We start from the raw sequence: 21754 nt of genomic DNA, 5'->3' as shown, positions 1-21754 counted from the left end.
GACTTAAATTCCTTTATAATGGCCATTATTGAAATTCTAAGATTAATTCATACAACGCATCGGCCGACGCAACATTTTTTACAGCTTCAATAAATGTATTGTTTGCCAATAGTATCGCGACCTGCTGCAAGAGCAGAACGTGGGTGGTGTTTGCGTCTGAATCTTTGACCGCAAACATGATGACGACTTTTACCCCCTCTCCATCCAACGTTTCCCACTCGATCTCTTGGTCTAAAACCGCGATTGCGACTGTTGTCTCGATTACAGCAGCAGATTTCCCATGAGGAATCGCTACACCTTGCCCAATGCCCGTTTCGCCTTCTTCTTCGCGTAGGTACACATCGCGTACAAAATCCTCCGATGAACGGACAAAGCCTTTCACTTCTAACATATCAGCTAGTTCTTCGATAATTTCTCCTTTAGTGGTCGCCTTCGAACCGACCTTGAGCAGTTCTTTATGAATGACCTTGCTTAATTCAATTTTTTCCATTCCTCTATCTCCTTCATGGTGTGATTAATATTTTGAATATCCTTATCTGTTAATAATGGGCTGATCAATAAAACCGGAATATGATCAATATCCAAAGGCATCCGAATCGTTGAAAAGATCAGGTCGACATTTTCTTTGATAAAATCCTGGTTTTTTTTGACCTGGCGCTGACTCATCGTAGCGATGATATTCATGCTGGAAAAATTTTGCTGGATTCGAACTTTTAATAATTCTGAAGTTCCGACACCGGTAGAACAGATCAGCAAAATATTTTTATTCTCCTGTCGGTGAATTTTATACTTTTCAAAATATAACGTCAGATAACCAATTTCTGCGTCATTCATTTTTGTATCAAACATCAATTCTTGATTTATTTCTTCCGCAATTTTTTTCACCTTTAAAAATGTTGTTCGGTATTCTAGAAGCAAGCCGTCTAATAAATTGTTCTCTACTTTTATTCCTGCCCGAAGACGGCTGAGCATCGGCAGAACATGCTGGTACAGATCTTCGTATAATGAACGACTAGCAGGCAATAATGTTACATCTGAGATCAAGAAGTATTCTGTGATAAATTTTTTGGTCATCTCTTCCGCCAATTTTTTGTCCACGTTGCTGCTTTCTCTTTTTTGACTATTGATCGAATAGACATTTTGAAACACAAAGTATATTTCCAATGGATTCATTTGAATGGAGAGATAGTTTTCGATATTTTGAATAATTTTCGTTGATACTTGCCACATCTGAGGATTGGCTTCCATCAGCTGCTGTTCTTCTCTTTCAAGCGGCTCTTGATTTCCTAAATAATTTACTTCTCCTTCTCTGTAACGCTTGATAATCAAATAAATATGGGTGTAGATCGTAATGTCGTAGGGATAATTGATGTATTCATTCAGCATTTCTTCTAGCAGCGCAATTTGCTGATCAATAAAATACTTATCTATGACATTGATTTTGATTCCGATCTCGCTTAAACTGTTTATCTTATTCATTTCCAGAAAGATATGGTTGATTGCTTTGCGAATATTCACTTCCTCACCCTGCAGCCATAAATACTCGTGATTATAGTGAAGGTGAATTTGGTATTTTGCCAAAATCTCTGCCAGCTTTTTCATCCGACGCTCCACAGAACTCTCGCTTAAAAACTGAGTATCCATGATGGTACGTTTGATTTTGTTGGGGTACTTGAACAGCAAGGCCAAGGCAACTTCGTTTAGATTGTTCTCTTCGGCAAACTCAACCATCGAATGCACATCACTATTACGAAATTGGGCGCTCAATTTATACCCTTTACCGGTTTCCGAGATAATTAGAGGTACCTTTTTTTCTTCTATAAACAATCCATTGATCTTCTTTATCATGCGATAGACTGTTTTCGTAGAAACATATAAGATCTCTGCTAGATGTTTCGCTGAAACAAATTCATCGAAATTCAAAATATTGATCATCATATTTTCATTCGAACTAAAAATCATTTCCTCCACCTCTTGTCATTATTCTATATCCGTTGAATGCGTTTTCTACGTCATCCCTTGTCTACAGTCTGTGGACAAAAAATGAGCCTTCGAAAAACCGCGCACTTAAATTTGCCCCTCAATCCACACCCTGATTGAGAAACTTAAATAAAAAATCCAACTATCTTTCATCATAAAAGATAATTGGACGAGAAAAAAATTAATTTGTCAGAACTATAGTTTCAGGCTCAATGCTGCTTGAAACTCGGTTAAACTATTGAACAATGAACACTTAAAGGGATGATCATTCAGAAATTCATCCTTTTCTTCCGGGATATAAATGGGAACAAAGCCGCCTCTGTTAGCCGCAATCACACCTGATTGAGAATCCTCGATCACATAAGCTTTTTCAGGCGAAATATTTAAGCGCGAGGCCGCCTTTATAAAAAGCTCTGGATTCGGTTTGGCTTCGGTAACCTCTGAACCATAACAGTGGACGTCCATTCGAGCAAATAAACCTGATTGCTGAAGCAGCTCTTCAGCGATACTTTGCTTCGCTGAGGTCGCCACAGCCTTTTTCATTTTGTGACTATCCAAATAATCCAGCAGTTGGTAAACTCCCGGCTTAACACTTACGGGATGGTCTTGATAATGCCGCGCAAATTCCTGTTCACGAATCGTAATAATCTTAGCTGCTAATTTAGTGTCCTGATACTGCTCCGAAAAGAACAGCTCAATGTCCTTTAAGCTTCGCCCGAGTATTTTTTGATAGATCGCTTCAGTAAAATCGAGGCCAGTCACTTCAAAGGCTTGGGCAAAAGCCAACTTCGACACAGGTTCAGAATCTATCAATACACCATCCATATCAAAAATCACTGCTTCCATTACGAGCTCCTCTACTTAAACGTCATTTGATAACTACTTGTGAACTGCTCTGTTGGCTTCAAGGCATTAATGCCCAGTTTTTCATCATACTTTCCGTTCGTATCAAAAGTGTCAGCGACTCCGCACCAAGGTTCGATACAAATGAAGGGCGCTTCCTGCGGATAAGGAGACCAGATTCCTAAATAAGGCATCTCAGAATAATCGAATATGATCGCCCTTTTGGTTTTGTCTGATTTTAATTCCACTCGTGTATTTCCTTTGGTTTCCCAAATCAAGACTCCCTCACTAAACATTTCACGACTGATTGGGTAAATGTTTTCGGTTAGCTCAGAAGCCTTATCGGTTTGCAGCAAAACTTCTTTCGTTACTGGAATGAAGGTTCGCTTTTGTTTGGGTGAAAATTCTAAATAGTAGTCGGTGAAATCCGTGTCCTGATCTAATGGAACATTGAATCCGGGATGGGCTCCAATCGAAAAATACATCGTCTCTTCTGTTTCATTATTTTTTACGAAATAGCGAACAATCAAACAGTTGCCAAGTAATTTGTACTCGATCGTTAAGACAAATTTAAAGGGATAGCTTTTAAAGCTTTCAGCATCTTCGGTCAATGTTATCGCTAAGGATTCTGCTGAGTGATCGGTTACGGTAAAATCTCGATCTCGAGCAAACCCATGTTGAGACATGGCATACGTCTTTCCATCTAATATATACTGATCATCCTTAAGTTTTCCTACAATCGGAAATAGAATCGGGGCGTGTCTGCTCCAATATTTCTCATCCGCCTGCCAAATGTATTCCGTTCCTGTTTTTTTTGATCGAATACTGTTGATTTCTGCGCCTTTTGTTAAGATTTCAACGGTTAATTCGTCATTTTCCAATACGTGATATTCCATGAGAACCCCTCTTTCTTTTTTAAACACAAAGAAGGTAGAGCGAGTCTACCTTCCAATTTTATGAAAAACGTGCGGCTTTTTGCTGGCATTGAATTTTTTCATGCCAAGAAGTTGCTGTCTCGCTTAAAACCGCATTTAATTCAGCAATATTCTTGCGGCCTTCTGTTTGCAGCCATTCTCTTGCAGCGGCTTCACCCTTTGTGATATAAGGTTCCACACCGTTTGCCCAAGTGGCGCGTCCACATAACACACCATTAAAAGTCGAGCCGGCCTCTTTGGCAAATCGTAAAGTGTCTTGGAACATAGTCGCACTCACACCAGCACTTAAGAAGATAAATGGCAGATCAGTCGCTTCACCCTGTTCCTTGAATAATTTGGCTGCTTCGTCTTTTGTATAAACTACTTCGTCGCCGAACCCTTCAACAAATTTCATGTTTACGGGAACCTCTACCTTCAACACATCCACATTATAACGCGGGTTTGAAAATTCCTTCATCATATCATTCACTTTATGTGGTTTTACTTTGGCATATTCCTTTGAAGCAGCATCACTGATCTCAGCATCGTAGGATACTAATTCTAGGAAGAACGGAATTCCTTCCGCAACACATTCTGAACCGATCCGTTCCATGTACGCTTTCTTTTGATCATTAATTTCATCAGATTCATCAATATCATAATATAGTAGAAACTTGCAGGCATCGGCCCCTGCTTCTTTTAGGCGTTTCACTGACCATACATTCAATGAGTCTGGTAAACGACCTGGTGTTGTCGCGTCATATCCAGTTTTTTCATAAGCCAGCAACAGCCCAGCACTTTCGGCACGAGCATTCGCTGCAGGCAAGCCATATTCCGGATCTAATAGAATAGCACTCGCATACGGTGTTAATTCTTCCGAAACGATTCTTTTGAAATCCTCGATATCATTTTCTGTCGCATCCTCTTTGTATTTTGCGATCATTTTTTTCAATGCGCCGCGCTGATCAATGGCTAAGGCACCAATGATCCCTTCATGATTACTCGTATTATTTAACGCTTCATATTGTGATTCAGATACTATTTTCATTCTGCTATTTCTCCTCATTGATGGCATATAGTAATTTAACTGCCGCTGAATTTTTTTCAACCATTTTATCGAATGGCTCTGCTACATCTTCCAAATGATAAGTTCCCGTGATTAACGGCTTCACATCGATTTCTCCGGTAGACATGTAGCGTAGTCCTGTTTCCCATTCATAGCCTGGGAAAGGTGCTGAGTAAGACATCCAAGAGCCGGTGACTTCCAGTTCACCACGTAGAATTTTTTCAAAGGTTTCTGGATCAAAAACGACATCTCTAGTACTCGTCCCTACGTAAACAACTTTTCCGCGTTTGGCAACAAATTCAACGGCTTGTTTTTGCGTAATAGAACTGCCGGCTGTTTCAATTGCCACTTCTGGACGGCGGTTTTCTTGATAGTAGTCTTCCAATGTCTGCGTTAATGGATTGATCGTTTCATCTGCACCAATCGCTTTTGCGACTTCTAGTTTTTTATCGTTTAAATCAACTACAGTAATTTTTCCAACACCGATTGCCCGCAGTGATAAGACGGTTAAGAGTCCGATGGTCCCTGCGCCTAAAACCAAAACATCGACACCGGCGGAAATTCTGACTCTTTCAATTCCGTGAATCGCGACCGTTAAAGGCTCTAGCAATGCTGCTTCCTTCAAAGAAAGATTTGCTGGAACTTTGACACAATTTTTTTCTGGCACGACGACATATTCCGCCATCGCCCCTTGCTCACGCGAACCGATAAAACTATAGTTCGTGCACATTGCCGGCTCGCCTTTTTGACAATTCTCACAAGTCCCACATGGAACTAAAGGTGCTACTGCAACTTTTTCACCCACAGTTACCGAAGTTACACCTTCTCCGACCTCCTCAACGGTTCCGGAAAATTCATGGCCTAAAACTTGCGGGAAAGCATGAACCCCGCCTTCAAAATAGCGTGGCAAGTCCGACCCGCAGATGCCGCAATAGGCAACTTTAATCAGAACTTTTCCCGGTTGAATCATTGGCTTGGTAATATCTTGCAAGTCCATTTTATGTTTATCAGTTACTACTAATGCTTTCACCAGTTTCAGTCCCTTCAAATTCTTCTGTTTCTACATATAAGGTTCTTTTTTTGTATTTCACAAAGGTATAAACAAAGGCCGAGACATACAATACTAGGATGATAAAGAAGCCCGCGCCCATTTCAAACGTAATCCCTTTAGCCAATAGATACGTAATTGGACTGCCTGCTTGGTCCAAAGATGAAACCCGTTCGCCTGAACCAACCAGACCAACATTTTGCCCCAGCATCGTTTGTAGACTGATCATTTGATTGGAGATCCAAATCGTAATAAACATGATGACAGAACCAGAAATGAGTGTTCTGAATAGATTTCCTTTGTGCACCGCAACCGCCATGGCGATAAAGAAGCCGATTGTTGCTAAATCACCGAATGGTAGAACTTGATTTCCCGGAACGATTACCGCGATCAAAATGGTTAATGGTACAAAGACCAAACTTGCTGCAATGACCTGTGAATCGCCTAAAAGTAAGGCCGGGTCTAAACCGATTTTTAATTCGCTGCCTTTGAAATGCTTGTCTAGCAACTCACGTGCAGCTTCTGAAATTGGAATCAAACCTTCCATAATCAGCTTTACGACCATCGGCATCAAGACCATAACGGCCGCCATTTGAATCGCTAATTGAAGAGAATCGCCGATTGGATAGCGCGCCAGCATCCCAATAGCAAAACCTAGGATTGCCCCGACGATCGTCGGCTGCCCTAGTACACCCAAACGTTGTTCGATTTTTTCTGAAGTAATATTGATTTTATTTAGTCCTGGAATCTTTTCAATCAAATCATCAATCGGTGCAGCGAAAATCCCCATATAGGCAGATGAACCATGAGGAATAGAGATTCCTTCTAACCCAAAGTATTCATCCGTTACATCGCCAAACATATCACCCAATTTATAAGCAATAACTGCATGAACTACGACACCTAAAATTCCTAAATAAAAATTGCCGGTTGCGGTTTGTACGATTGCACCTGTAAAGGCCATATGCCAAATATTCCAAATGTCTACGTTTACAACTCGTGTCAGTTTTAATAGAAGCATCACGATATTGACCGCGATGGCTACTGGAATTGCTACTAACCCAAGGTCCGATGCCCAAGCCATCGGAGAAGTTCCTGGCCAGCCTAAATCAACAACGTTTAAACCCAAGTTGAAGTTTTCGGCCATCGCCTCTGCCGCAGCTCCTAAGTTTTCCGTCAATAAACTGATAACCAAACTAATCCCAACAAATCCGATACCGATGGTGATCCCTGATCGTAATGATTTCCCAATGCCCTGTCTCAACAATAAGCCTAAAATAAAAATAACGATCGGCAGCATCACGCTTGCGCCTAAGTCGACAATGTATTGAATTACTCCCATTTTTAAGAACTCCTATCTTTTATTTTTTTAGAACGGCTAAGATTTTCTCTTCCGTTGCTTGAATATTGATTCCCGATACAAATGCCACTCCATGAATGACCGGTACGCCGTAATCTTTTTTGACTTTCGCGGTAGTAACGATCAAATCGATCCCATCCTTTTTAGACTCCAATTCATTTACGCGACACTGTGTAACCTCAACTGGAATGCCCTCTTTCTTAGCTAGCTCTCTGATTTTATTTGCTGCCACTGTGGAAGTAGCGACTGCTCCGCCGCATGCTACGATAACTTTTTTCATTTGGAAACTCCTCCTTATAGGTATAAATAATTATTTACGATTTCAAACATTTCTTCCGTTTCATTTGCTGCTGCTAAACTATCAATAAATCCTTCTTTTTGAATCGACTCGATCAATTTCTGCAAAACATCCAAATGTTTCGGACCATCCTTGACTGCCAACATAACGATGACTGAAACATCGATAATATCTTCATCATCGCCGCCCATCTCATTGAAGACGACCGGTTTGGTTAACGTCGCAAATATCAACTGATCCGAATTGACTAAACTTCCATCCGTATGTGGAATTGCAACACCATGTTTTACTGGGAGACCCGTTGGAAAATCTTTTTCCCGATCTTTTAACGCTTGTGCAAACCCAGCCTTGACGATTCCTTTTTGTTTCAATGCATCCGACAATTGATCAAATAATTCTTCTTTGTTTTCGACTGTGTACTGACAGTACATAAAATCTTTCGAAATCATTTTCATCCTCCTAATTTTTGCTAAACCTAGGCAATTGCAGTTTGATTCAAAAATTTGCAAACTAAACCTTCGATGAATCGTTTGCACTTCTTTGTAATCGCTAACATAATAATAGCACATTATTTTGCTTTTGCAACAATAAATTTTGCTTTAATTTGCTTTTATCTATTTTGGCAAGTTTTTGATACGGAATTGCATTGTGATTAGTTTGCAAAGATGCTATTATGAGGAAAAAGAAGAGGAGATGTACTTATGATTCATTTAGTCTGTCCAAATCCTGCAATCGACAGAACCTTGTTAGTCGATGGCTTTGTCAAGAGCCTGCCTAATCGCCCTTATGAAGTGAAGGAATTTTCTGGAGGCAAAGGGTTTAATGTCGCATATGCTATTGGTTTTGAAAAGCCCGCTGTTGAATTTTGCGTTCATACCATTGCCGGAGGACGAAATGGGGAATACTTAAGGGAGTTGGCAAATGAAAACAATGTGCCAGTTAAATTTACCAAAATTGACAGCAATACCCGTGTTTGCAATATCATTATGGATACACAGAATCACCTCACCTATCCAATCTACGAAAATAGTTTTCAATTAACAGACGATCTGCTGGAGATATACACAAACTCTTTAAAGCAATCAATAAAAGAGCAGGACTATGTTGTATTCAGCGGTTCATTGATGAAAGGCATGCCCGCAAACTATATCGCTGATTTTATCAATGAGTTTCGTGAAAAAAACGTGAAACTATTTGTTGATACAAGTGGAGAGGCTTTACGGCAAGCTTATCAGGCAAACCCCTATGCGATAAAAATAAATGATGAGGAAATTTTAGATATTTTCCCTGATGCTGTTTTGGATACGATTGATTCTTATGCCGCTCTATTGGCCTCGAAGGCAGCGGAAAATATCCCGGTTTTTATTATCACACTTGGAGAACAAGGTATTATTGCCAAGATCGATCATCACATCCTGCATGTCAAAGCTAAAAAAGTAATCGCAAAAAATCCGATTGCCTGCGGGGATTTCTTCTTAGGCGGTTTAGTTAAAAACTTGGCAATTGGTCAAGATCCTGAGTACACCTTAAAAAAGGCAATCAGCTATTCTACTGCCAATGTCTTGAGCTGGTACCCCGAATTGAACACGCAGCAAATCGAAGAGATCTTCAACTCGCTTGAAGTAACGCAATACTAAAAAAGCCGACTAGTGTCTCATTGGCACTAGTCGGCTTTTAATTTGAGGCGATCAATTCAACGCCATGTTCATTTAGATAATCAAACTCATGACTATCGGTGGGGATTTGATCCGTTACTACAATATCGATATCTTCAAAATTAGCCGTACGGTTGAACGCAATATTTCCAAATTTGCTTTGATCAGCCAAAACAATCGCCGTTTGACTCTGTTGAATCATTTGCTTTGAAATAAGAACCTCACCCATATGATGACTGGTGATCGCTGCTTTGCTGTCGATACCGCTGCAGCCAAAAAAACCGATTGTAATAAAGATATCGCAAATATTATTCAGCGCGAATTGGCCGAATAATGAGGATTCATTATTTCTAAGAACACCGCCCGGAATAAGGATGTCGATTGCTTTATTTTTAACTAAGGTATTGATGATCGGCAGCGTATTCGTGACGACTGTAATATTTTTTAGCTTGACTATTTCCTGGGCCAACGCCAAAGTAGTCGTTCCATAATCCAGATAAATACTGTCGCCTTTTTCAATATAACTGACCGCGGTCTTCGCTATTCGTTCCTTTTCCGACCTGTTTTCAATTTTTCTTTTTTCATAATCTGTTTCACCGGACGGGTTTTCTAAAATAGCTCCCCCGTGAACCTTTTTGATTCTGCCTTCATCCTCCAAGGTATAAAGATCCTTTCGAATGGTCTCTCTAGTTACCTTGAGTTCCTTGCTTAGCTCATTTATCCTAACGGCGTGTTTCATATCCAAAGTATCTAAAATATAGTCTTTTCTCTCTACAGAATTCATTGCTTCCTCCCCGCACCATAATCTAATTTTACAGAAAAAGGACAGTACAACTGTCCTTTTAGAAAGTCACGATTATTGATTTCATCTGTTGGTTTATTCTCCACTCGACCAGTCTGATAGTTCGTAAAGCGACTGACTCTGCCCTAACTGCTATTGTTTTAAAACATCCAAGATTTTCTGTTCGGTCGCTGCTATGTTGATACCAGAAACGAAAGCTACACCATGAATTACAGGTACTCCGTAGTCCTTCTTTACTTTCGCAGTTGTCACAATCAAATCAATGCCGTCTTTTTTCGATTCCAACTCATTTACTCGACATTGGCTTACTTCTACAGGAATCCCCTCTTTTTTTGCCAATTCTCGAATTTTATTCGCCGCTACTGTCGATGTTGCTACTGCTCCGCCACATGCTACAATCACTTTTTTCATTTTTATTCCCTCTTTCTTTTTTTGTAATCGCTAACATAAGCATAACATATTTTTTGCTTATTGCAATAATAAGTTTTGCATTTAGTTGATTAGCCAACTGAAACGCAAGTAAATTATATTCAATGCAAAAAAACAGGCCGTGAACCTTAATGTCCACGGCCTGTTTCATATGCACTATTCTTCTTCAGATTCATTTGAGCTGTAAACCAGCTCCACACCTTGTTGGGTATACTGTTGATACTCTTCTTTATTTCTCGGAGTGTCTGTGATGACGATATCAAGCTGATCAAAAGCAGCCGTTTTATTCAATGCGACTGTACCAAACTTACTATGATCCGCTAAAACGATCGTCGTTTGACTATGCTCGATCATCTCTTTTGAGACTAAATTTTCACCTGTATGATGCGAGGTGATCCCTCTTGCTGCGTCGATTCCGCTGCAGCCGAAAAAGCCGATAGTGACAAAAATATCTTTAATATTGTTTGACGCGAATGGTCCATATAATGACGATTCATTATTCCTGACAATTCCGCCCGGAATGATCAAATCAATGGATTCATTAGCTAATAAGAGATTCACAATCGGGATAGTGTTCGTTACTACCGTCACATTTTTCATCTTCAAGATTTCTTTTGCCAACTCTAACGTAGTCGTTCCGTAATCAAGATAGATGGTATCTCCCTCTTCAATATAAGAGGCTGCTCTTTTGGCGATTGCGGTCTTTTCAGCATGAAATTCATTTTTCCGTTTTTCGTAATCCGTTTCCTGATTGGTCGTTTCTAGAACGGCACCACCATGGATCTTCTTGATCAGACCTTTTTTCTCGAGAAGATACAAATCTTTTCTGATGGTTTCTCTCGTTACCTTCAATCGTTTGCTAAGATCCAATATTTTAACTGCATGATTCTCTTCCAATTCTCTGATGATAAATGCGCGGCGTTCTTCTGAATTCATTTGGGCTCTCCTTGTCTTCATTCATCCTTCTTTCACAATAATACCATACAATTCTTTGCCTTTTGGAAAATACAGGAGTAAATGACAAATCAAAGCTAAAAAAACATCCAGAACGGGATGATTACTTTGCAAAGTAATCAAAACGACCTTCCGAACGCGTTTTTACATTCATTATTTATCATACCATCACGATCATATTGATTCTCAGATTATTCCATAGAGCTACCCTTCTCCGAGCGTTTTTGGATAATTTTCTGACCTAAATTTGCCCAATCAAGTGGGCGGGGCGGCGCCAGCCAGACAATACACTCTTTATTGTATTCTCTTCCCAAATCTCTCGAATCCGTCAACAAAATATCTGCCGGGCCGATTTCTGAAACGACCTCTGCACCAACTAACTGGAAAAATGCCAGATTTTCCATAATGAATTCGTTATACAAATTCCCAAAAGAAAAATCAACATATACGTTAACTGTTTCTAACAGCATACTTTTGGGGAAAGAATCTAAAACTAAAAATAGATACTGAAAAAGGAGCTGTTTTTTCTTCTTGAACAGTTCCGGATCGGTCTGCTGCAAGCGGGTAATGTAGACCCTGCAGAATTCTAAAACTGCCGGAAAATTTTGTTGAAAATAAGCAATATTAATTTCGGGTTGAATCGTTTCATAAGCAGAACTTGTTTCTAGTAATTGGAAATGCAAAAAATGACTATGTGTGAGAAAAGCACGTTGCTTCTCTTCATCAAGCGCTAACTTGGGAAATGCCCGAATCAAGCTAGACAGTAAATTCCCACTCCACTTTGCAATTTGGGCATTTTCACTCAAATTTAGCTTGCTGCTCAAATTCTCTGAACGAGCAGCATAATAATAGAAGAAAGCAGAACATTCGGCAGCTTGAAATTCTTCAGGAACAGCGTTTAAGAGAGCCTTTGAAATTTCTTGACTAGGCTCTTCCTTCAAAAGAATGCTCTGTTCTGATGTTTCCATATATTTTTGCTGCTGAATTCTAAGATTAGTGACACACAAGTAATGCTGCAAATTAATTTTTTGATGAATACTGATCGTTTCTGTTGCCAACGACTTCTGTACAGCCTGTACCCGAGTCGTATCCGAGTGATCAAAAATATGATCGTTGCCCTTATAAATACGTGAAAATAATTCCGTCAAAAACAAACGGACATTCTTTTCACTTTTCCCCGACAAACGAAATTTTTTATCGATTGTCAGATCAAATGCTGCCAAATACTTGTTCAGCTTTTTGTACGTACTATGAGCAATCGGATAGCTGATCATCTCTTTTTCCGACAGTTCATTTAATGACTTGTATTTTCCTAAAACTGCACCAAGCAGGATATTGAAGCTAATTGATTCTTCCACATAGTTTTCCAACAGTGTTTCCGAACTTGCCGTTCCCGTTACTTCTAATTGAACGAAGGGTTCCTCCACAAAAAGATGAATTTCCTCCGCCAAACCAAATCGTTCTAAATCAAGTATCAATTGATCGATCGTGCTTTTCAGCACATAGTTTGAGATTTCCAAATAGTCCATAAGTTCCTTTTTCGTTAATGCAAAATAGGAACTACGCTCTACTCGCTTTAAAAGTTGATACTTTCGCCACTCTTCTTTTGCTAAAAAATTATCCAGCAAAATAATCACTCGCTCTCGCCTCTAATTTCCCATTCGCCTCTCCATACAACACAATTCCTGATAATAAATAGGCACTTTGTGCAATATCGGCAAACTCATTCGGGGATCCAGCTGATCCGCTGCTACCATCTGGTGGTACATCTATTGTACCTAACTGCGAGAAAAAGTCATCATTTAACACTAACACCTGATTTTTTGGAGCCTTTTTCATTTTTGGTACGTACGGACTCACTGCTGGAAAGTCATTCGCGGCTTTTATCTTTTTTGGTTGGATATTAGGTTCCAGCGAGCGGTTGTCCTTACTGTCTTGGTCTCTCGTATTTTGCTCATCTTCCGAAAATTTCAAAACTTTGGATGTTGCTGTATTGGCGGTGCTAGTTTCGGTTGTGCTTGAGTCGATTACAACTTCATTTGTCGATGAGTCCCTGATTTGATCATCATGTTCTTCATTTGGTACTGGCGTGATGGTATTTTGCGGATCCAAGGGATCATAGATGACTGTATTGGCAAAGACCTGTTCTGAAAACAGGAAAATCGATGCTCCAAATGCGAGCATCACTGAACGTGCCATTTTTTTCTTCATCTCATCACTCCTTGTTCGAACTAAAATAGTTACTTTACTATGCGTACTTTGGATACCGGTAAAAATGAAAGGTTCGTAAACTTACTGACTGATTTTAGTGATTATTCTGATCCCAATCACCAAACATAGCAGAAACAAAGCTATGACGATTACACAGTAAGATCTATTTTTACGCTTATTGTTTTTCTGGATTGCTTCCCTTTGCTGCAATACTTGCTCTTTGCTTTTTTGACTGGGATGCTTCACAAGCTGTCCTTTCGCAACAAACCGTTGGTCCGTTCGAGTTGGTTTATCGCAAGTTATCAAGGTGATTTCAGCTTTTCCCCGATCATCTAAAACATTCAGCTCTGTTTGCTGGATAATCTTGGTTTGGTTAATGATATATTGATAAAACTCGCCTTGATAACTCAAATAGACACTCTCGCCGACTTTTACATCCAATAACTGACCAAACAATAAATTATTTCTGCCTAAATGATGCCCGATCACTACAATATTTTGCTTTTCAGGTGTTCGTTCCGGAAATAAAGTACCTGCACCAATCAGCATTTGCTGATCCGTGACTCCGGTGAAAACTGGCAAATCGATGTCCACCTTTGGTAAGATGATTTGTCCCGTCGCCTGATAGGTTTGCTTATTTTCAAATGCCAGCACGGCAGCTAAATCAGGTGGCTGAACTGCTTCTAACGGAACATTTTCTGTGCGTTCATTGGTATCGACAGTTTTGACCGTTACATGTTCTGTTTGATAGATAATCAAAACTTGCTTCATAAAAGGCAGAAACAATAAAAAGATGGCTAAGCAGTATAGCAGAATAAGGCTACTCCGAGTCTTTTTTGTCATTTTTTCTCTTACGCCATACGATAAATAGGATAATTAATACTAGTAATAGAATACCGATCAAGATATATAACCATGTGTAATCTTTCTTGATTGTGACGTCTGAATCATTCAATTTCTTCGCTTCGTCTGCTTTGATCTCAAAGTCTTTCTCTAACGACCAATGATAACGGAAGTTTTCTTCCTTTTGGCTGTCTTTTTCTTTGAATTTAAATGTGCCGTCCGAATCTTTCTGTCCATAGGCCTCGATTTTCATCGTGTACTTCCCTGCTTTTAGGCGTTCGCCCTTCAACGGCACGGACAAATTAAAATTGGAGTTCGGCGCCATTTGCATCTCAGCCTGATCGTCGGTATAAAGTGCTTCGGAGCTTCCTTTTTTGGTAATCGTCGCTTTTGTCGCTAATTGATTTAAATAGGTGGCATTAGGATTTTGCAAATTTCCTTGAATAACGTTTCGTGCGTTTCGTTGATTTGGAGTAACACTTTGCAGCTTCAAATCTGGTGAGCCGTTATCGGTAGCTTGACGCATCAATAATGCCACAACATATGAGTACTCGTTCTTGATTGCTAGACCCTTGTCATTTTCATCTGACGTATTCTCCGTACCCTCGGCTGTTTTTTCTTTAAAGGTGATTCCGCCAGCGATGACACCGTCAAATTTTTCGTTAGGCATATGTATTTTTACTTTATATTCTGCAGCCGATTGCGGTTCTAAGGTGATTTGTTCTGGTGCCTCAACATAATCCTTCATATTATACTTCAGCGACTTATCTGTTTTGATATCATTCTTACTATATTCGACAACGCCATTATTATTCGTTGTCGCGCTATTAATATGAGCCTCTACAACGACTTTTTTATCCGTATCATTGCGTAAATCGACGGTCAATGTATCTTCTTGATTTGGTGCCAGCAGTAAATCGAAATAGGTTTTGTCTTTATCAATTTGATTCGTTGATGTTTTAGGTGTTACCGCAAAATTAAACTCGGAGGCATAACTTGGTACAGTACAAATTATCAGGCTTAATAAGGTTGCAAACAGCATAGTCAGTTTTCTATAGGTCATTGTTTCATAGTCCTTTCAGTGAAAGAAAGGGATGCTGGAAACATCCCTTCTTCAAAAATCTTTATTATTAGTTTCCTGGAGCGTCAGTTAAAACCCATGTGAATGTAGTAGAGTATTTTTTCGCATATTTAGTTGTTGAACCTGGTACGCTTAGTTCAATACTTTCAGCAGCGGTAGCCGCATCTGTACCCCAATCAAGCAGATAAGTACCCGCACCTTGGTCTACTTTAGCCGACATCACATCTTTTAATGCACCTGAAGGATCAGCGGTAATCGTTGTTTTACCTGTAGGTTTTTCTGAATCTGAAGCAGTCACGACATTTCCGTTTTTGAAAACAATTTCTGCTCCCGTCAATACATCTGCATCAGCCGTTGTGAATTGACTATTTTGTTTCATTTGTAGTGTCCAACCTGCTTCAGTCCCACGATTATCTGTTACCTGTACAAAGTTAGGACCGGTTTTTTCAACGCTGTCTTTATCAATGTATTTTTGCGCTTTCGCTTTGTATATTTCATCTTTTGACGTGATTTTTTGTGTGCCAAAATCTAAACTTGAAGCGTAATCGATCGACAAAGGTCCTGCTGTTCCTGGTTTTGGACCAGTCGGATCAGTTGGATCTACTGGAGTCACCGGATCAGTCGGATCTACGGGATCAACCGGTTTAGTTGGATCGGTGTTTGGTGTAAATGTGATCACGCCGTTTGAATCATAACTTCCGCCATCTGCCGCTAGTGTTGTCGTTGCACCTAAAGCTAGACTTGCCAAAATACTTGTTGCCAATAATAAAGAACCAATTTTTTTCATGTGTTTCTCTCCTTTTTTATAGTAAGAATTTAGTTACCTGGTACGTCTGATAAACTCCATGTTAATGAAGTACTGTATTTAACCGCATCTTTCGGCGTACTGCCGGGCACAGATAACGTGATTGCTTTGGTTACGTCCGCGTCCACTTCGTTTCCATCTTTATCGGACTCTTTGACTGTTTCAACAGTTCCCCAACGATCAACATAAGTTCCTGCTCCTTGATCCTTTTTCGCGGACATAACTAAACTTTCCGTTCCTGCTGGATCAAGTTCGATCGTTGCAGCTGCTGTTGGATGTACGGCAGTTGAGTTGCTTGCAACTGTTGGGCTGCTTAATTTGACTGCTGATCCGGTCAGCGTATCATTTAGCGTACTTGCTGCTTTGAACTGCCCGTTTTGTTTTACCTTCAACGTCCAGCCGGCATTGTTTCCGCGATTATCAGAAACTTGAACATAGTTTGGTGTCGCCGCGCGGTTATCTTTGAATTGTTGTGCACGTGCATAATACACTTCGTCTTTATTGGTAATCTTGTTTACCCCGAAATCCAAAGAAGACGCGTAGTCGATTGACAATGGTCCGTCCGTTCCGGGATTTGGCCCATTAGGATCAGTCGGATCTACTGGTTCTACTGGATTAGTTGGATCTGGATCGGTTGGATCAACTGGTTTTGTCGGATCTGGATTTGGAATGAATTCAACCACACCATTTGAATCATATTCTGCATCTGCCGCATGAGAAACCACGCCGCCGATGGTTGATAGTGATAAAGCCGCTAACGTTGCGACAGTCATTAAGCTTACTTTTTTCATGAATTATTCTCCTATTGAAGTATTTTTTTTGAATGAAGTTCTTTCTTTAAGGTACGTCTTTTAACGTCCAAGTTAATGAGGTTTGGTATTTTTTTGCGTATTTTACTGATTTGCCGGGAACCTTTAATTGAATCGCCTGCGCACCTGTAGTTTCGTTGGTGCCAAATCGATACAGCCAAGTGCCGATTCCTTTATCCGTGTGAGCAGTTGCTACATTGATCTCGGCATCAAGCGGCAGGTCAAAGGTCGTATTAGCTGAAGGAGCATACGTATTTGAAAGATTCGAAATCATTGCTCCTTGGTTGAAAATCAATTCTGCACCTTTCAGTTCCTGCGCCTCAGCAGTTTGAAATTGTCCATTTTGTTTTACACTCAGTTCCCATCCAGCGGCAGTTCCGCGGACATCGGTAACTTGAACATAATTTGGTCCTTTTTTCTTAGTGCCGTCAAAATCGGTATATTCTTGTGCCAGCGCATAGTAGGTTTTATCTTTCGTTGAAATTGCTTGATTGCCAAATTGAAAGCTTGAAGCAAAATCCAGTGAAAGACTGCCGCCTGTACCAACTGGCGGACCCGCTGGATCAGTGGGATCAACCGGAACGACTGGTTTGTTTGGATCGGGCAGCAGCGGATCGAGTGGTTTGACGATAGCCCCGCCACGTTGATAGTTCATATGTGTATCAGAATCATCTGCATGGACTGCCGTTGCTCCAACAAAAAGTAAGCAGGTCAAGAGAAGAAAACTAAATAGTTGATTGTTTTTCAGCATTCTCGACCTCCTTTAGTTTTAAAAAGACTAGTACTAACAAAGCGAGCCCTATGATTGACGTCAGTATGTTCGATGTATCTCCCGTTACTGGAATAATCGTTCCTTCTCCCTTATATGAAGGCAAGGCACTCGAATAATTGGGTGTCGTTATCGAACCAGTGCCTGCTGCCGTTTCCTCTGAAGGAACAAGCGTTGACTCTTCGTTCTTAGACGGATCCTTTTTATTCGGGTCCTCTTTCGGGTATTCATATTTTCCATAGAAGGCTGTCACCCCGTTACTATCATAATTAGCGTCTGCCGCAAAAACAGGTACCGCACTGAAAAGCAGCAGCCCTACTAGTAAGCTTTTTATTAATAATCGTTTCATCTACTCACCTAATTTCCTGGGACATCTTCTAATTGCCATGACAGTTTTCCTGAATAATCACCGACTCGCTGCTTTTCAACCGGAACGGTCAATTTGAAGCCATTCTCGCCTGTCCAATCTGCAGAGATGTCTTTCGAGCCGTCAGAAGTGAATTCTCCCGATTCCACGATTTGCGAAGCAGTCGAGATTTGTTTTTCTCCTAATTGAGAGGTGTAATACAACGCATCTTCTAGTGAAATCGAACCGTTCTTCAGTTCTTCTGACTGACTCAAGGTTAAACGCCATGGTTTCCTTGCTCCGCCGCGAGTATCCGAAACAACAAGATCGCCGCTAATGGTTGGACGATAATTTTCTGTCTTGTTCGATACCTGATTGTTCCCGAAATCAAGTCCGGCAGGCACGGAAACTAAGGATAAATTCCCGACAACGGTAATTTTTGTCGCTGCCTTGAAGGTTGCATCGCGATAGGTCATATCATTTTTAGGGTTGATATTTCCGATGGCGTTATTTGTACTTGGCCGTTCGGATTCACTTAGCTCCGTAATCAAGCCGCTTTGATCTTGTAAGAAGAATTGCAAAATATCTCCTCTGACAATGTGTAGATTTGAAATATCGATCTCCCATTTGCCATCCGCTCCTACTTGCTGAGCTGAAATTCCTGATGGTTGATCGTTCACAGTTAGTGTTATAATGCTGTTAGGTTCCCCAGTTCCCGTTATTTTCGTAGTAATGCTTTGGATGCCATCCGCATGATCTACTTTGGCGGGTTCTGGTGGTGTTGCATCAATCACTGTACTTTCGATTGGATCAGTTGTGATCCATGGACCGCGCTCTGCGATTCCGGAGATCTTTTCTCCTGCTTTTTGAAACTGAATCGGGTCATTCGTATCCGTATAGGAAACATAGCCATTCACATCCGTGGATAAATTGTCTCTGACATTGCCATGAGTGTCTGTCAGCTTCACTTTTGCCTGATCTTCTGAAGCGTAGACAGGAATGTATTTAATTTCCCCAGCTACTAACCCATTATTGTCTGGTACCTCGCCGATGATTACGCGTCCTTTGATCGTTTTGTCCGCATCAGTGACAGGTGTCCATTCGATCTTCGGCTCCTGGTTCATCCCGGAAATCCGCCGGAAATTTGCCTGCTTAAACTTATCTAGATCAGCAACAGAAGTCGTTACTACCTCTCTTGTCCCACTTCCTTCAACCTTGAAACTTGGAACTTTTGCATAGGTTTCAGAGGATGGTCCTAAAACAGGCACACCAACTTTCCATAAATCAATATCCGAATCAAGAATTGAAAACGTATTGTTCGCATTATTAAGCGATGCTAAATTAACCGCGCTTTGACTATCATTCAGATTTCGCAAGTCATATTGTGCGGGACTGTTTAACGTAAAGTTATTTCCGGTTCTTGTGACCGTTCCTGTTCCCGTTCCATTGGCTGCCAAGTTGATCAGCGGCTGATTACTCGATCCGATGACATAAAGGTAACTGCCGGTTTCCGCATTTAAGTATGTGTTGTTTGCACTAAAGGCCACGATCGAACCTGCTGTTTGTTTACTTGTTAAGTTGACAATAGCGCCTTTCTTGATCGTCATCCCCGCACCAACATCGTCAAAACGCACCGCATTACCGGGCATATCGACATTGTAAACACTATTCTCGCCAACAGTTAATGACAAATAATGTTCAAAAACTGCCGGATATGTTCGACCAACTGTTTGCGTTTGTCCGACATCCACGCGGCAATTCTTTCCAATCGTAAATTCTCTAGAGGCTCCAGTTGAACTTGCGCTGGCTGCCACGTTATACCAAAAGACTGAAAAGTTGTAGTTGTTTACGTTTCCCTTATAATCTGTCCCGTCTTCCATAATCAAACTGCCTAGATAAAAGTTTTCTGCCCGTGTATTAAGGTCCATCTTGCCGTAAACCGTAACTTCCGCATGTGAAGCTCTTGCCAAACGTTGAACCCCTGACTCCGCAGTGATATTTCCGAAACGATACTTCCATTTGGCCCCGTTGGTATAATTTAAACGATTTCCAACAATATCTTCTGAACTGGCCCCGGCATAGTTTTGATTCAATACGATGTCATGCATATGGAATAGCCCTATTGCATTCGTTGGCGAACCCAGATAAATGGATGAATTTCTAAAATCTACTCGGTGTCCTTGCCCATCAATTTCTAGATCATTCTTTCGCTGATAGCCCGATAAACTAGAATCAGAAGCACTAGGGTTGCCAAAACTTGCGGTCAATATGATCTTCGTGATCGATTCATCACGAACGGCAATTACAAAGTCAGACCAAGTACTCACGGCTGCCTCGTTTGCTGCTAGTAAATTGAGTTCCGCTTTTTGGACTTTGGATTTTTCCTCGTTCACTTCTGAACTTTCGGTTTCATCAGTCATTTCCTTCGAGCTTTCTGTACTCTCAGTGCTATCCTCTTTAGAATTCTCACTCGTATCCTTCGTAAGCGGCGAAGAACTTATTGTATCGATACTGTTCTTGCTGCTTTCTGTAGTTATCTCAGAAGAATCCGTAACTGAGCTTGATTCTTCTATTGCGTTAACCGTAGGAACATACAGATTTGGGAGCAAAATGGTCAATAACAGTAAGACTTTTATTTTACGTTGCACCATTTTTTTCACCTCCTTCACGTTTTAGATATTATCACAGCTATTACCCATTTTTTATATTAATTTTAAAGTAAATTGATAATATAGTTATAAATATTAGGGAAACTCCGTGTTTTTAACAAATTATGAGCTTACTTTTGTTTAATAAATAGTAATAAAATAATGAGTGTTATATTATTGAGCGTTAAAGTTTATTTCAGGATTAGCAGTAAGCTGGGCAACCCTTCACATACTTAAATGAGAATAAATAACGATTTGTTTATACTTATTCTAATCTTGCTATTAAACCAATCTACATTGCTGAAAACTCAATTTTTTTAATTTTGAAAAATAATTTAACTTTTATATTAGATTTTAAAAAAATCGTTAATTAAAATGACAAAAATAAGGGAGCAATAGTATCAACATACACGACCAATTGATAAATTTCATTTTTAACGCTCAGTCTTTTGCAATTAAAAACACCTGTGATAGCCATCTAAGGTGTCAAAAAAGCTTGCGTAAAGCGCTTTCTTCAATGTGTTGTATACGCTTATTAGAATTTTCTAATTAGTGTTTAGACAGTTAAGCTTTCTATAAGCTAGGTGTCTTACACTCTTCTTGTGGATGAACTTGGTGTTTAAACTCAGAAATGGGACTTAAAACGACGGTTTGTTTCATTTAATACGAGGTGCAGGTTCGATTCCTGTCATCCACATTCTAAAAAAAGGAAGCATAAGAACGTAATCTCACGTTCTTATGCTTCCTTTTTTACTTCATTAACTTGTCAAAGCAGATTTTTTCAAATGACCATTAAATCACCAATAAAGCATTATATATCTTTAGTCTTCTTAGATTTTACTTACCCGGCTTATTGTAATCTTTTTGCAACACGGTATAATTTTTATTGAGGT

22 protein-coding genes and 1 tRNA gene are annotated in these 21754 nt (G+C 40.1%); 2 read left to right on the top strand and 21 right to left on the bottom strand.

The genetic code is table 11. The features are described from left to right. Positions 1-25 precede the first annotated feature (25 nt). The 9 genes from PGP85_RS08885 to PGP85_RS08845 form a co-directional block, all read right to left on the bottom strand. Positions 26-490 (bottom strand): PTS sugar transporter subunit IIA, encoded by a 465-nt coding sequence (locus PGP85_RS08885; protein ID WP_090407312.1) that lies wholly within the window; start codon positions 488-490, stop codon positions 26-28. Continuing rightward, positions 472-1962 carry a BglG family transcription antiterminator gene (locus PGP85_RS08880; protein ID WP_270327116.1) on the bottom strand — a complete coding sequence of 497 codons (1491 nt, stop codon included), beginning with the start codon at positions 1960-1962 and terminating at the stop codon, positions 472-474. The genes PGP85_RS08885 and PGP85_RS08880 overlap by 19 nt, the downstream gene beginning before the upstream one ends. A 213-nt stretch (positions 1963-2175) precedes the next feature. Continuing rightward, complete coding sequence (locus PGP85_RS08875; protein ID WP_270327111.1) at positions 2176-2826, bottom strand: HAD family hydrolase; 651 nt, start codon at positions 2824-2826, stop codon at positions 2176-2178. Between the two features lie 11 nt (positions 2827-2837). After that, a complete protein-coding gene (locus tag PGP85_RS08870) occupies positions 2838-3719 on the bottom strand; it encodes an aldose 1-epimerase family protein (RefSeq protein WP_251867370.1) in 882 nt (293 codons plus the stop codon). A gap of 58 nt (positions 3720-3777) precedes the next feature. Next, positions 3778-4785 carry a tagatose-bisphosphate aldolase gene (gene lacD, locus PGP85_RS08865; RefSeq protein WP_270327110.1) on the bottom strand — a complete coding sequence of 336 codons (1008 nt, stop codon included), beginning with the start codon at positions 4783-4785 and terminating at the stop codon, positions 3778-3780. A 4-nt stretch (positions 4786-4789) separates the two neighbouring features. Next, positions 4790-5833 carry a galactitol-1-phosphate 5-dehydrogenase gene (locus PGP85_RS08860; RefSeq protein ID WP_177184074.1) on the bottom strand — a complete coding sequence of 348 codons (1044 nt, stop codon included), beginning with the start codon at positions 5831-5833 and terminating at the stop codon, positions 4790-4792. Further along, positions 5811-7193 (bottom strand): PTS galactitol transporter subunit IIC, encoded by a 1383-nt coding sequence (locus tag PGP85_RS08855; RefSeq protein WP_090407297.1) that lies wholly within the window; start codon positions 7191-7193, stop codon positions 5811-5813. Before PGP85_RS08855 ends, PGP85_RS08860 begins: the two co-directional genes overlap by 23 nt. Before the next feature lie 19 nt (positions 7194-7212). Then, complete coding sequence (gene gatB / locus PGP85_RS08850; protein WP_090407293.1) at positions 7213-7491, bottom strand: PTS galactitol transporter subunit IIB; 279 nt, start codon at positions 7489-7491, stop codon at positions 7213-7215. Positions 7492-7505: 14 nt separating this feature from the next. Further along, the gene (locus tag PGP85_RS08845; protein WP_270327107.1) at positions 7506-7958 is read right to left on the bottom strand and encodes a PTS sugar transporter subunit IIA; all 453 of its coding nucleotides are present in this window, start codon (positions 7956-7958) and stop codon (positions 7506-7508) included. A gap of 252 nt (positions 7959-8210) precedes the next feature. On the opposite strand from PGP85_RS08845, the gene PGP85_RS08840 reads away from it, so the two are divergent. Then, positions 8211-9146, top strand: coding sequence for a 1-phosphofructokinase family hexose kinase (locus PGP85_RS08840; RefSeq protein ID WP_270327104.1), 936 nt, complete (start codon positions 8211-8213; stop codon positions 9144-9146). Between the two features lie 37 nt (positions 9147-9183). Here the strand turns inward: PGP85_RS08840 and PGP85_RS08835 are convergent, their stop codons facing one another. From PGP85_RS08835 to PGP85_RS08780, 12 genes are all read right to left on the bottom strand, one after another. Then, a complete protein-coding gene (locus PGP85_RS08835) occupies positions 9184-9948 on the bottom strand; it encodes a DeoR/GlpR family DNA-binding transcription regulator (RefSeq protein ID WP_270327102.1) in 765 nt (254 codons plus the stop codon). Positions 9949-10098: 150 nt separating this feature from the next. Beyond that, a complete protein-coding gene (gene gatB / locus PGP85_RS08830) occupies positions 10099-10377 on the bottom strand; it encodes a PTS galactitol transporter subunit IIB (protein WP_090407282.1) in 279 nt (92 codons plus the stop codon). Between the two features lie 174 nt (positions 10378-10551). Continuing rightward, complete coding sequence (locus tag PGP85_RS08825; protein WP_251867373.1) at positions 10552-11331, bottom strand: DeoR/GlpR family DNA-binding transcription regulator; 780 nt, start codon at positions 11329-11331, stop codon at positions 10552-10554. Between the two features lie 209 nt (positions 11332-11540). Further along, positions 11541-12986: a helix-turn-helix domain-containing protein gene (locus PGP85_RS08820; RefSeq protein WP_270327096.1), complete on the bottom strand. Its 1446-nt coding sequence runs from the start codon at positions 12984-12986 to the stop codon at positions 11541-11543. Then, on the bottom strand, positions 12967-13560 hold the full coding sequence (locus PGP85_RS08815) for a hypothetical protein (protein ID WP_270327094.1): 594 nt from the start codon (positions 13558-13560) through the stop codon (positions 12967-12969). Before PGP85_RS08815 ends, PGP85_RS08820 begins: the two co-directional genes overlap by 20 nt. An 81-nt stretch (positions 13561-13641) precedes the next feature. Next, a complete protein-coding gene (locus PGP85_RS08810; RefSeq protein WP_270327092.1) occupies positions 13642-14319 on the bottom strand; it encodes a class A sortase in 678 nt (225 codons plus the stop codon). 61 nt (positions 14320-14380) lie between these two features. Further along, complete coding sequence (locus PGP85_RS08805; protein WP_270327088.1) at positions 14381-15466, bottom strand: DUF916 and DUF3324 domain-containing protein; 1086 nt, start codon at positions 15464-15466, stop codon at positions 14381-14383. A gap of 67 nt (positions 15467-15533) precedes the next feature. After that, positions 15534-16271 (bottom strand): WxL domain-containing protein, encoded by a 738-nt coding sequence (locus PGP85_RS08800; RefSeq protein ID WP_090407269.1) that lies wholly within the window; start codon positions 16269-16271, stop codon positions 15534-15536. 29 nt (positions 16272-16300) lie between these two features. Next, a complete protein-coding gene (locus PGP85_RS08795) occupies positions 16301-17080 on the bottom strand; it encodes a WxL domain-containing protein (RefSeq protein WP_270327086.1) in 780 nt (259 codons plus the stop codon). A 46-nt stretch (positions 17081-17126) separates the two neighbouring features. Continuing rightward, positions 17127-17849: a WxL domain-containing protein gene (locus PGP85_RS08790; RefSeq protein ID WP_270327085.1), complete on the bottom strand. Its 723-nt coding sequence runs from the start codon at positions 17847-17849 to the stop codon at positions 17127-17129. After that, positions 17824-18216, bottom strand: coding sequence for an LPXTG cell wall anchor domain-containing protein (locus PGP85_RS08785; RefSeq protein WP_270327083.1), 393 nt, complete (start codon positions 18214-18216; stop codon positions 17824-17826). Before PGP85_RS08785 ends, PGP85_RS08790 begins: the two co-directional genes overlap by 26 nt. 8 nt (positions 18217-18224) lie before the next feature. Then, positions 18225-20864: a pectate lyase-like adhesive domain-containing protein gene (locus tag PGP85_RS08780; protein ID WP_270327082.1), complete on the bottom strand. Its 2640-nt coding sequence runs from the start codon at positions 20862-20864 to the stop codon at positions 18225-18227. A gap of 599 nt (positions 20865-21463) precedes the next feature. Between PGP85_RS08780 and PGP85_RS08775 the strand changes: the two genes are divergently transcribed. Then, positions 21464-21558 (top strand) — tRNA-OTHER (locus PGP85_RS08775). The last annotated feature ends 196 nt before the right edge of the window (positions 21559-21754 follow it).

This window comes from Enterococcus malodoratus (genome assembly GCF_027659535.1).
Lineage (GTDB): Bacteria > Bacillota > Bacilli > Lactobacillales > Enterococcaceae > Enterococcus_A > Enterococcus_A malodoratus.
The sequence above is the reverse complement of the archived record's forward strand: the minus strand, read 5'-3'. Positions and strand labels throughout refer to the sequence as shown.

Excerpts from the sequence above, each read along its gene's own strand:
- PGP85_RS08885 (WP_090407312.1), bottom strand. The coding sequence starts at position 490 with ATGGAAAAAATTGAATTAAGCAAGGTCATTCATAAAGAACTGCTCAAG.
- PGP85_RS08880 (WP_270327116.1), bottom strand. The coding sequence starts at position 1,962 with ATGATTTTTAGTTCGAATGAAAATATGATGATCAATATTTTGAATTTC.
- PGP85_RS08875 (WP_270327111.1), bottom strand. The coding sequence starts at position 2,826 with ATGGAAGCAGTGATTTTTGATATGGATGGTGTATTGATAGATTCTGAA.
- PGP85_RS08870 (WP_251867370.1), bottom strand. The coding sequence starts at position 3,719 with ATGGAATATCACGTATTGGAAAATGACGAATTAACCGTTGAAATCTTA.
- lacD (WP_270327110.1), bottom strand. The coding sequence starts at position 4,785 with ATGAAAATAGTATCTGAATCACAATATGAAGCGTTAAATAATACGAGT.
- PGP85_RS08855 (WP_090407297.1), bottom strand. The coding sequence starts at position 7,193 with ATGGGAGTAATTCAATACATTGTCGACTTAGGCGCAAGCGTGATGCTG.
- gatB (WP_090407293.1), bottom strand. The coding sequence starts at position 7,491 with ATGAAAAAAGTTATCGTAGCATGCGGCGGAGCAGTCGCTACTTCCACA.
- PGP85_RS08845 (WP_270327107.1), bottom strand. The coding sequence starts at position 7,958 with ATGATTTCGAAAGATTTTATGTACTGTCAGTACACAGTCGAAAACAAA.
- PGP85_RS08840 (WP_270327104.1), top strand. The coding sequence starts at position 8,211 with ATGATTCATTTAGTCTGTCCAAATCCTGCAATCGACAGAACCTTGTTA.
- PGP85_RS08835 (WP_270327102.1), bottom strand. The coding sequence starts at position 9,948 with ATGAATTCTGTAGAGAGAAAAGACTATATTTTAGATACTTTGGATATG.
- gatB (WP_090407282.1), bottom strand. The coding sequence starts at position 10,377 with ATGAAAAAAGTGATTGTAGCATGTGGCGGAGCAGTAGCAACATCGACA.
- PGP85_RS08825 (WP_251867373.1), bottom strand. The coding sequence starts at position 11,331 with ATGAATTCAGAAGAACGCCGCGCATTTATCATCAGAGAATTGGAAGAG.
- PGP85_RS08815 (WP_270327094.1), bottom strand. The coding sequence starts at position 13,560 with ATGAAGAAAAAAATGGCACGTTCAGTGATGCTCGCATTTGGAGCATCG.
- PGP85_RS08805 (WP_270327088.1), bottom strand. The coding sequence starts at position 15,466 with ATGACCTATAGAAAACTGACTATGCTGTTTGCAACCTTATTAAGCCTG.
- PGP85_RS08800 (WP_090407269.1), bottom strand. The coding sequence starts at position 16,271 with ATGAAAAAAATTGGTTCTTTATTATTGGCAACAAGTATTTTGGCAAGT.
- PGP85_RS08795 (WP_270327086.1), bottom strand. The coding sequence starts at position 17,080 with ATGAAAAAAGTAAGCTTAATGACTGTCGCAACGTTAGCGGCTTTATCA.
- PGP85_RS08790 (WP_270327085.1), bottom strand. The coding sequence starts at position 17,849 with ATGCTGAAAAACAATCAACTATTTAGTTTTCTTCTCTTGACCTGCTTA.
- PGP85_RS08785 (WP_270327083.1), bottom strand. The coding sequence starts at position 18,216 with ATGAAACGATTATTAATAAAAAGCTTACTAGTAGGGCTGCTGCTTTTC.
- PGP85_RS08780 (WP_270327082.1), bottom strand. The coding sequence starts at position 20,864 with ATGGTGCAACGTAAAATAAAAGTCTTACTGTTATTGACCATTTTGCTC.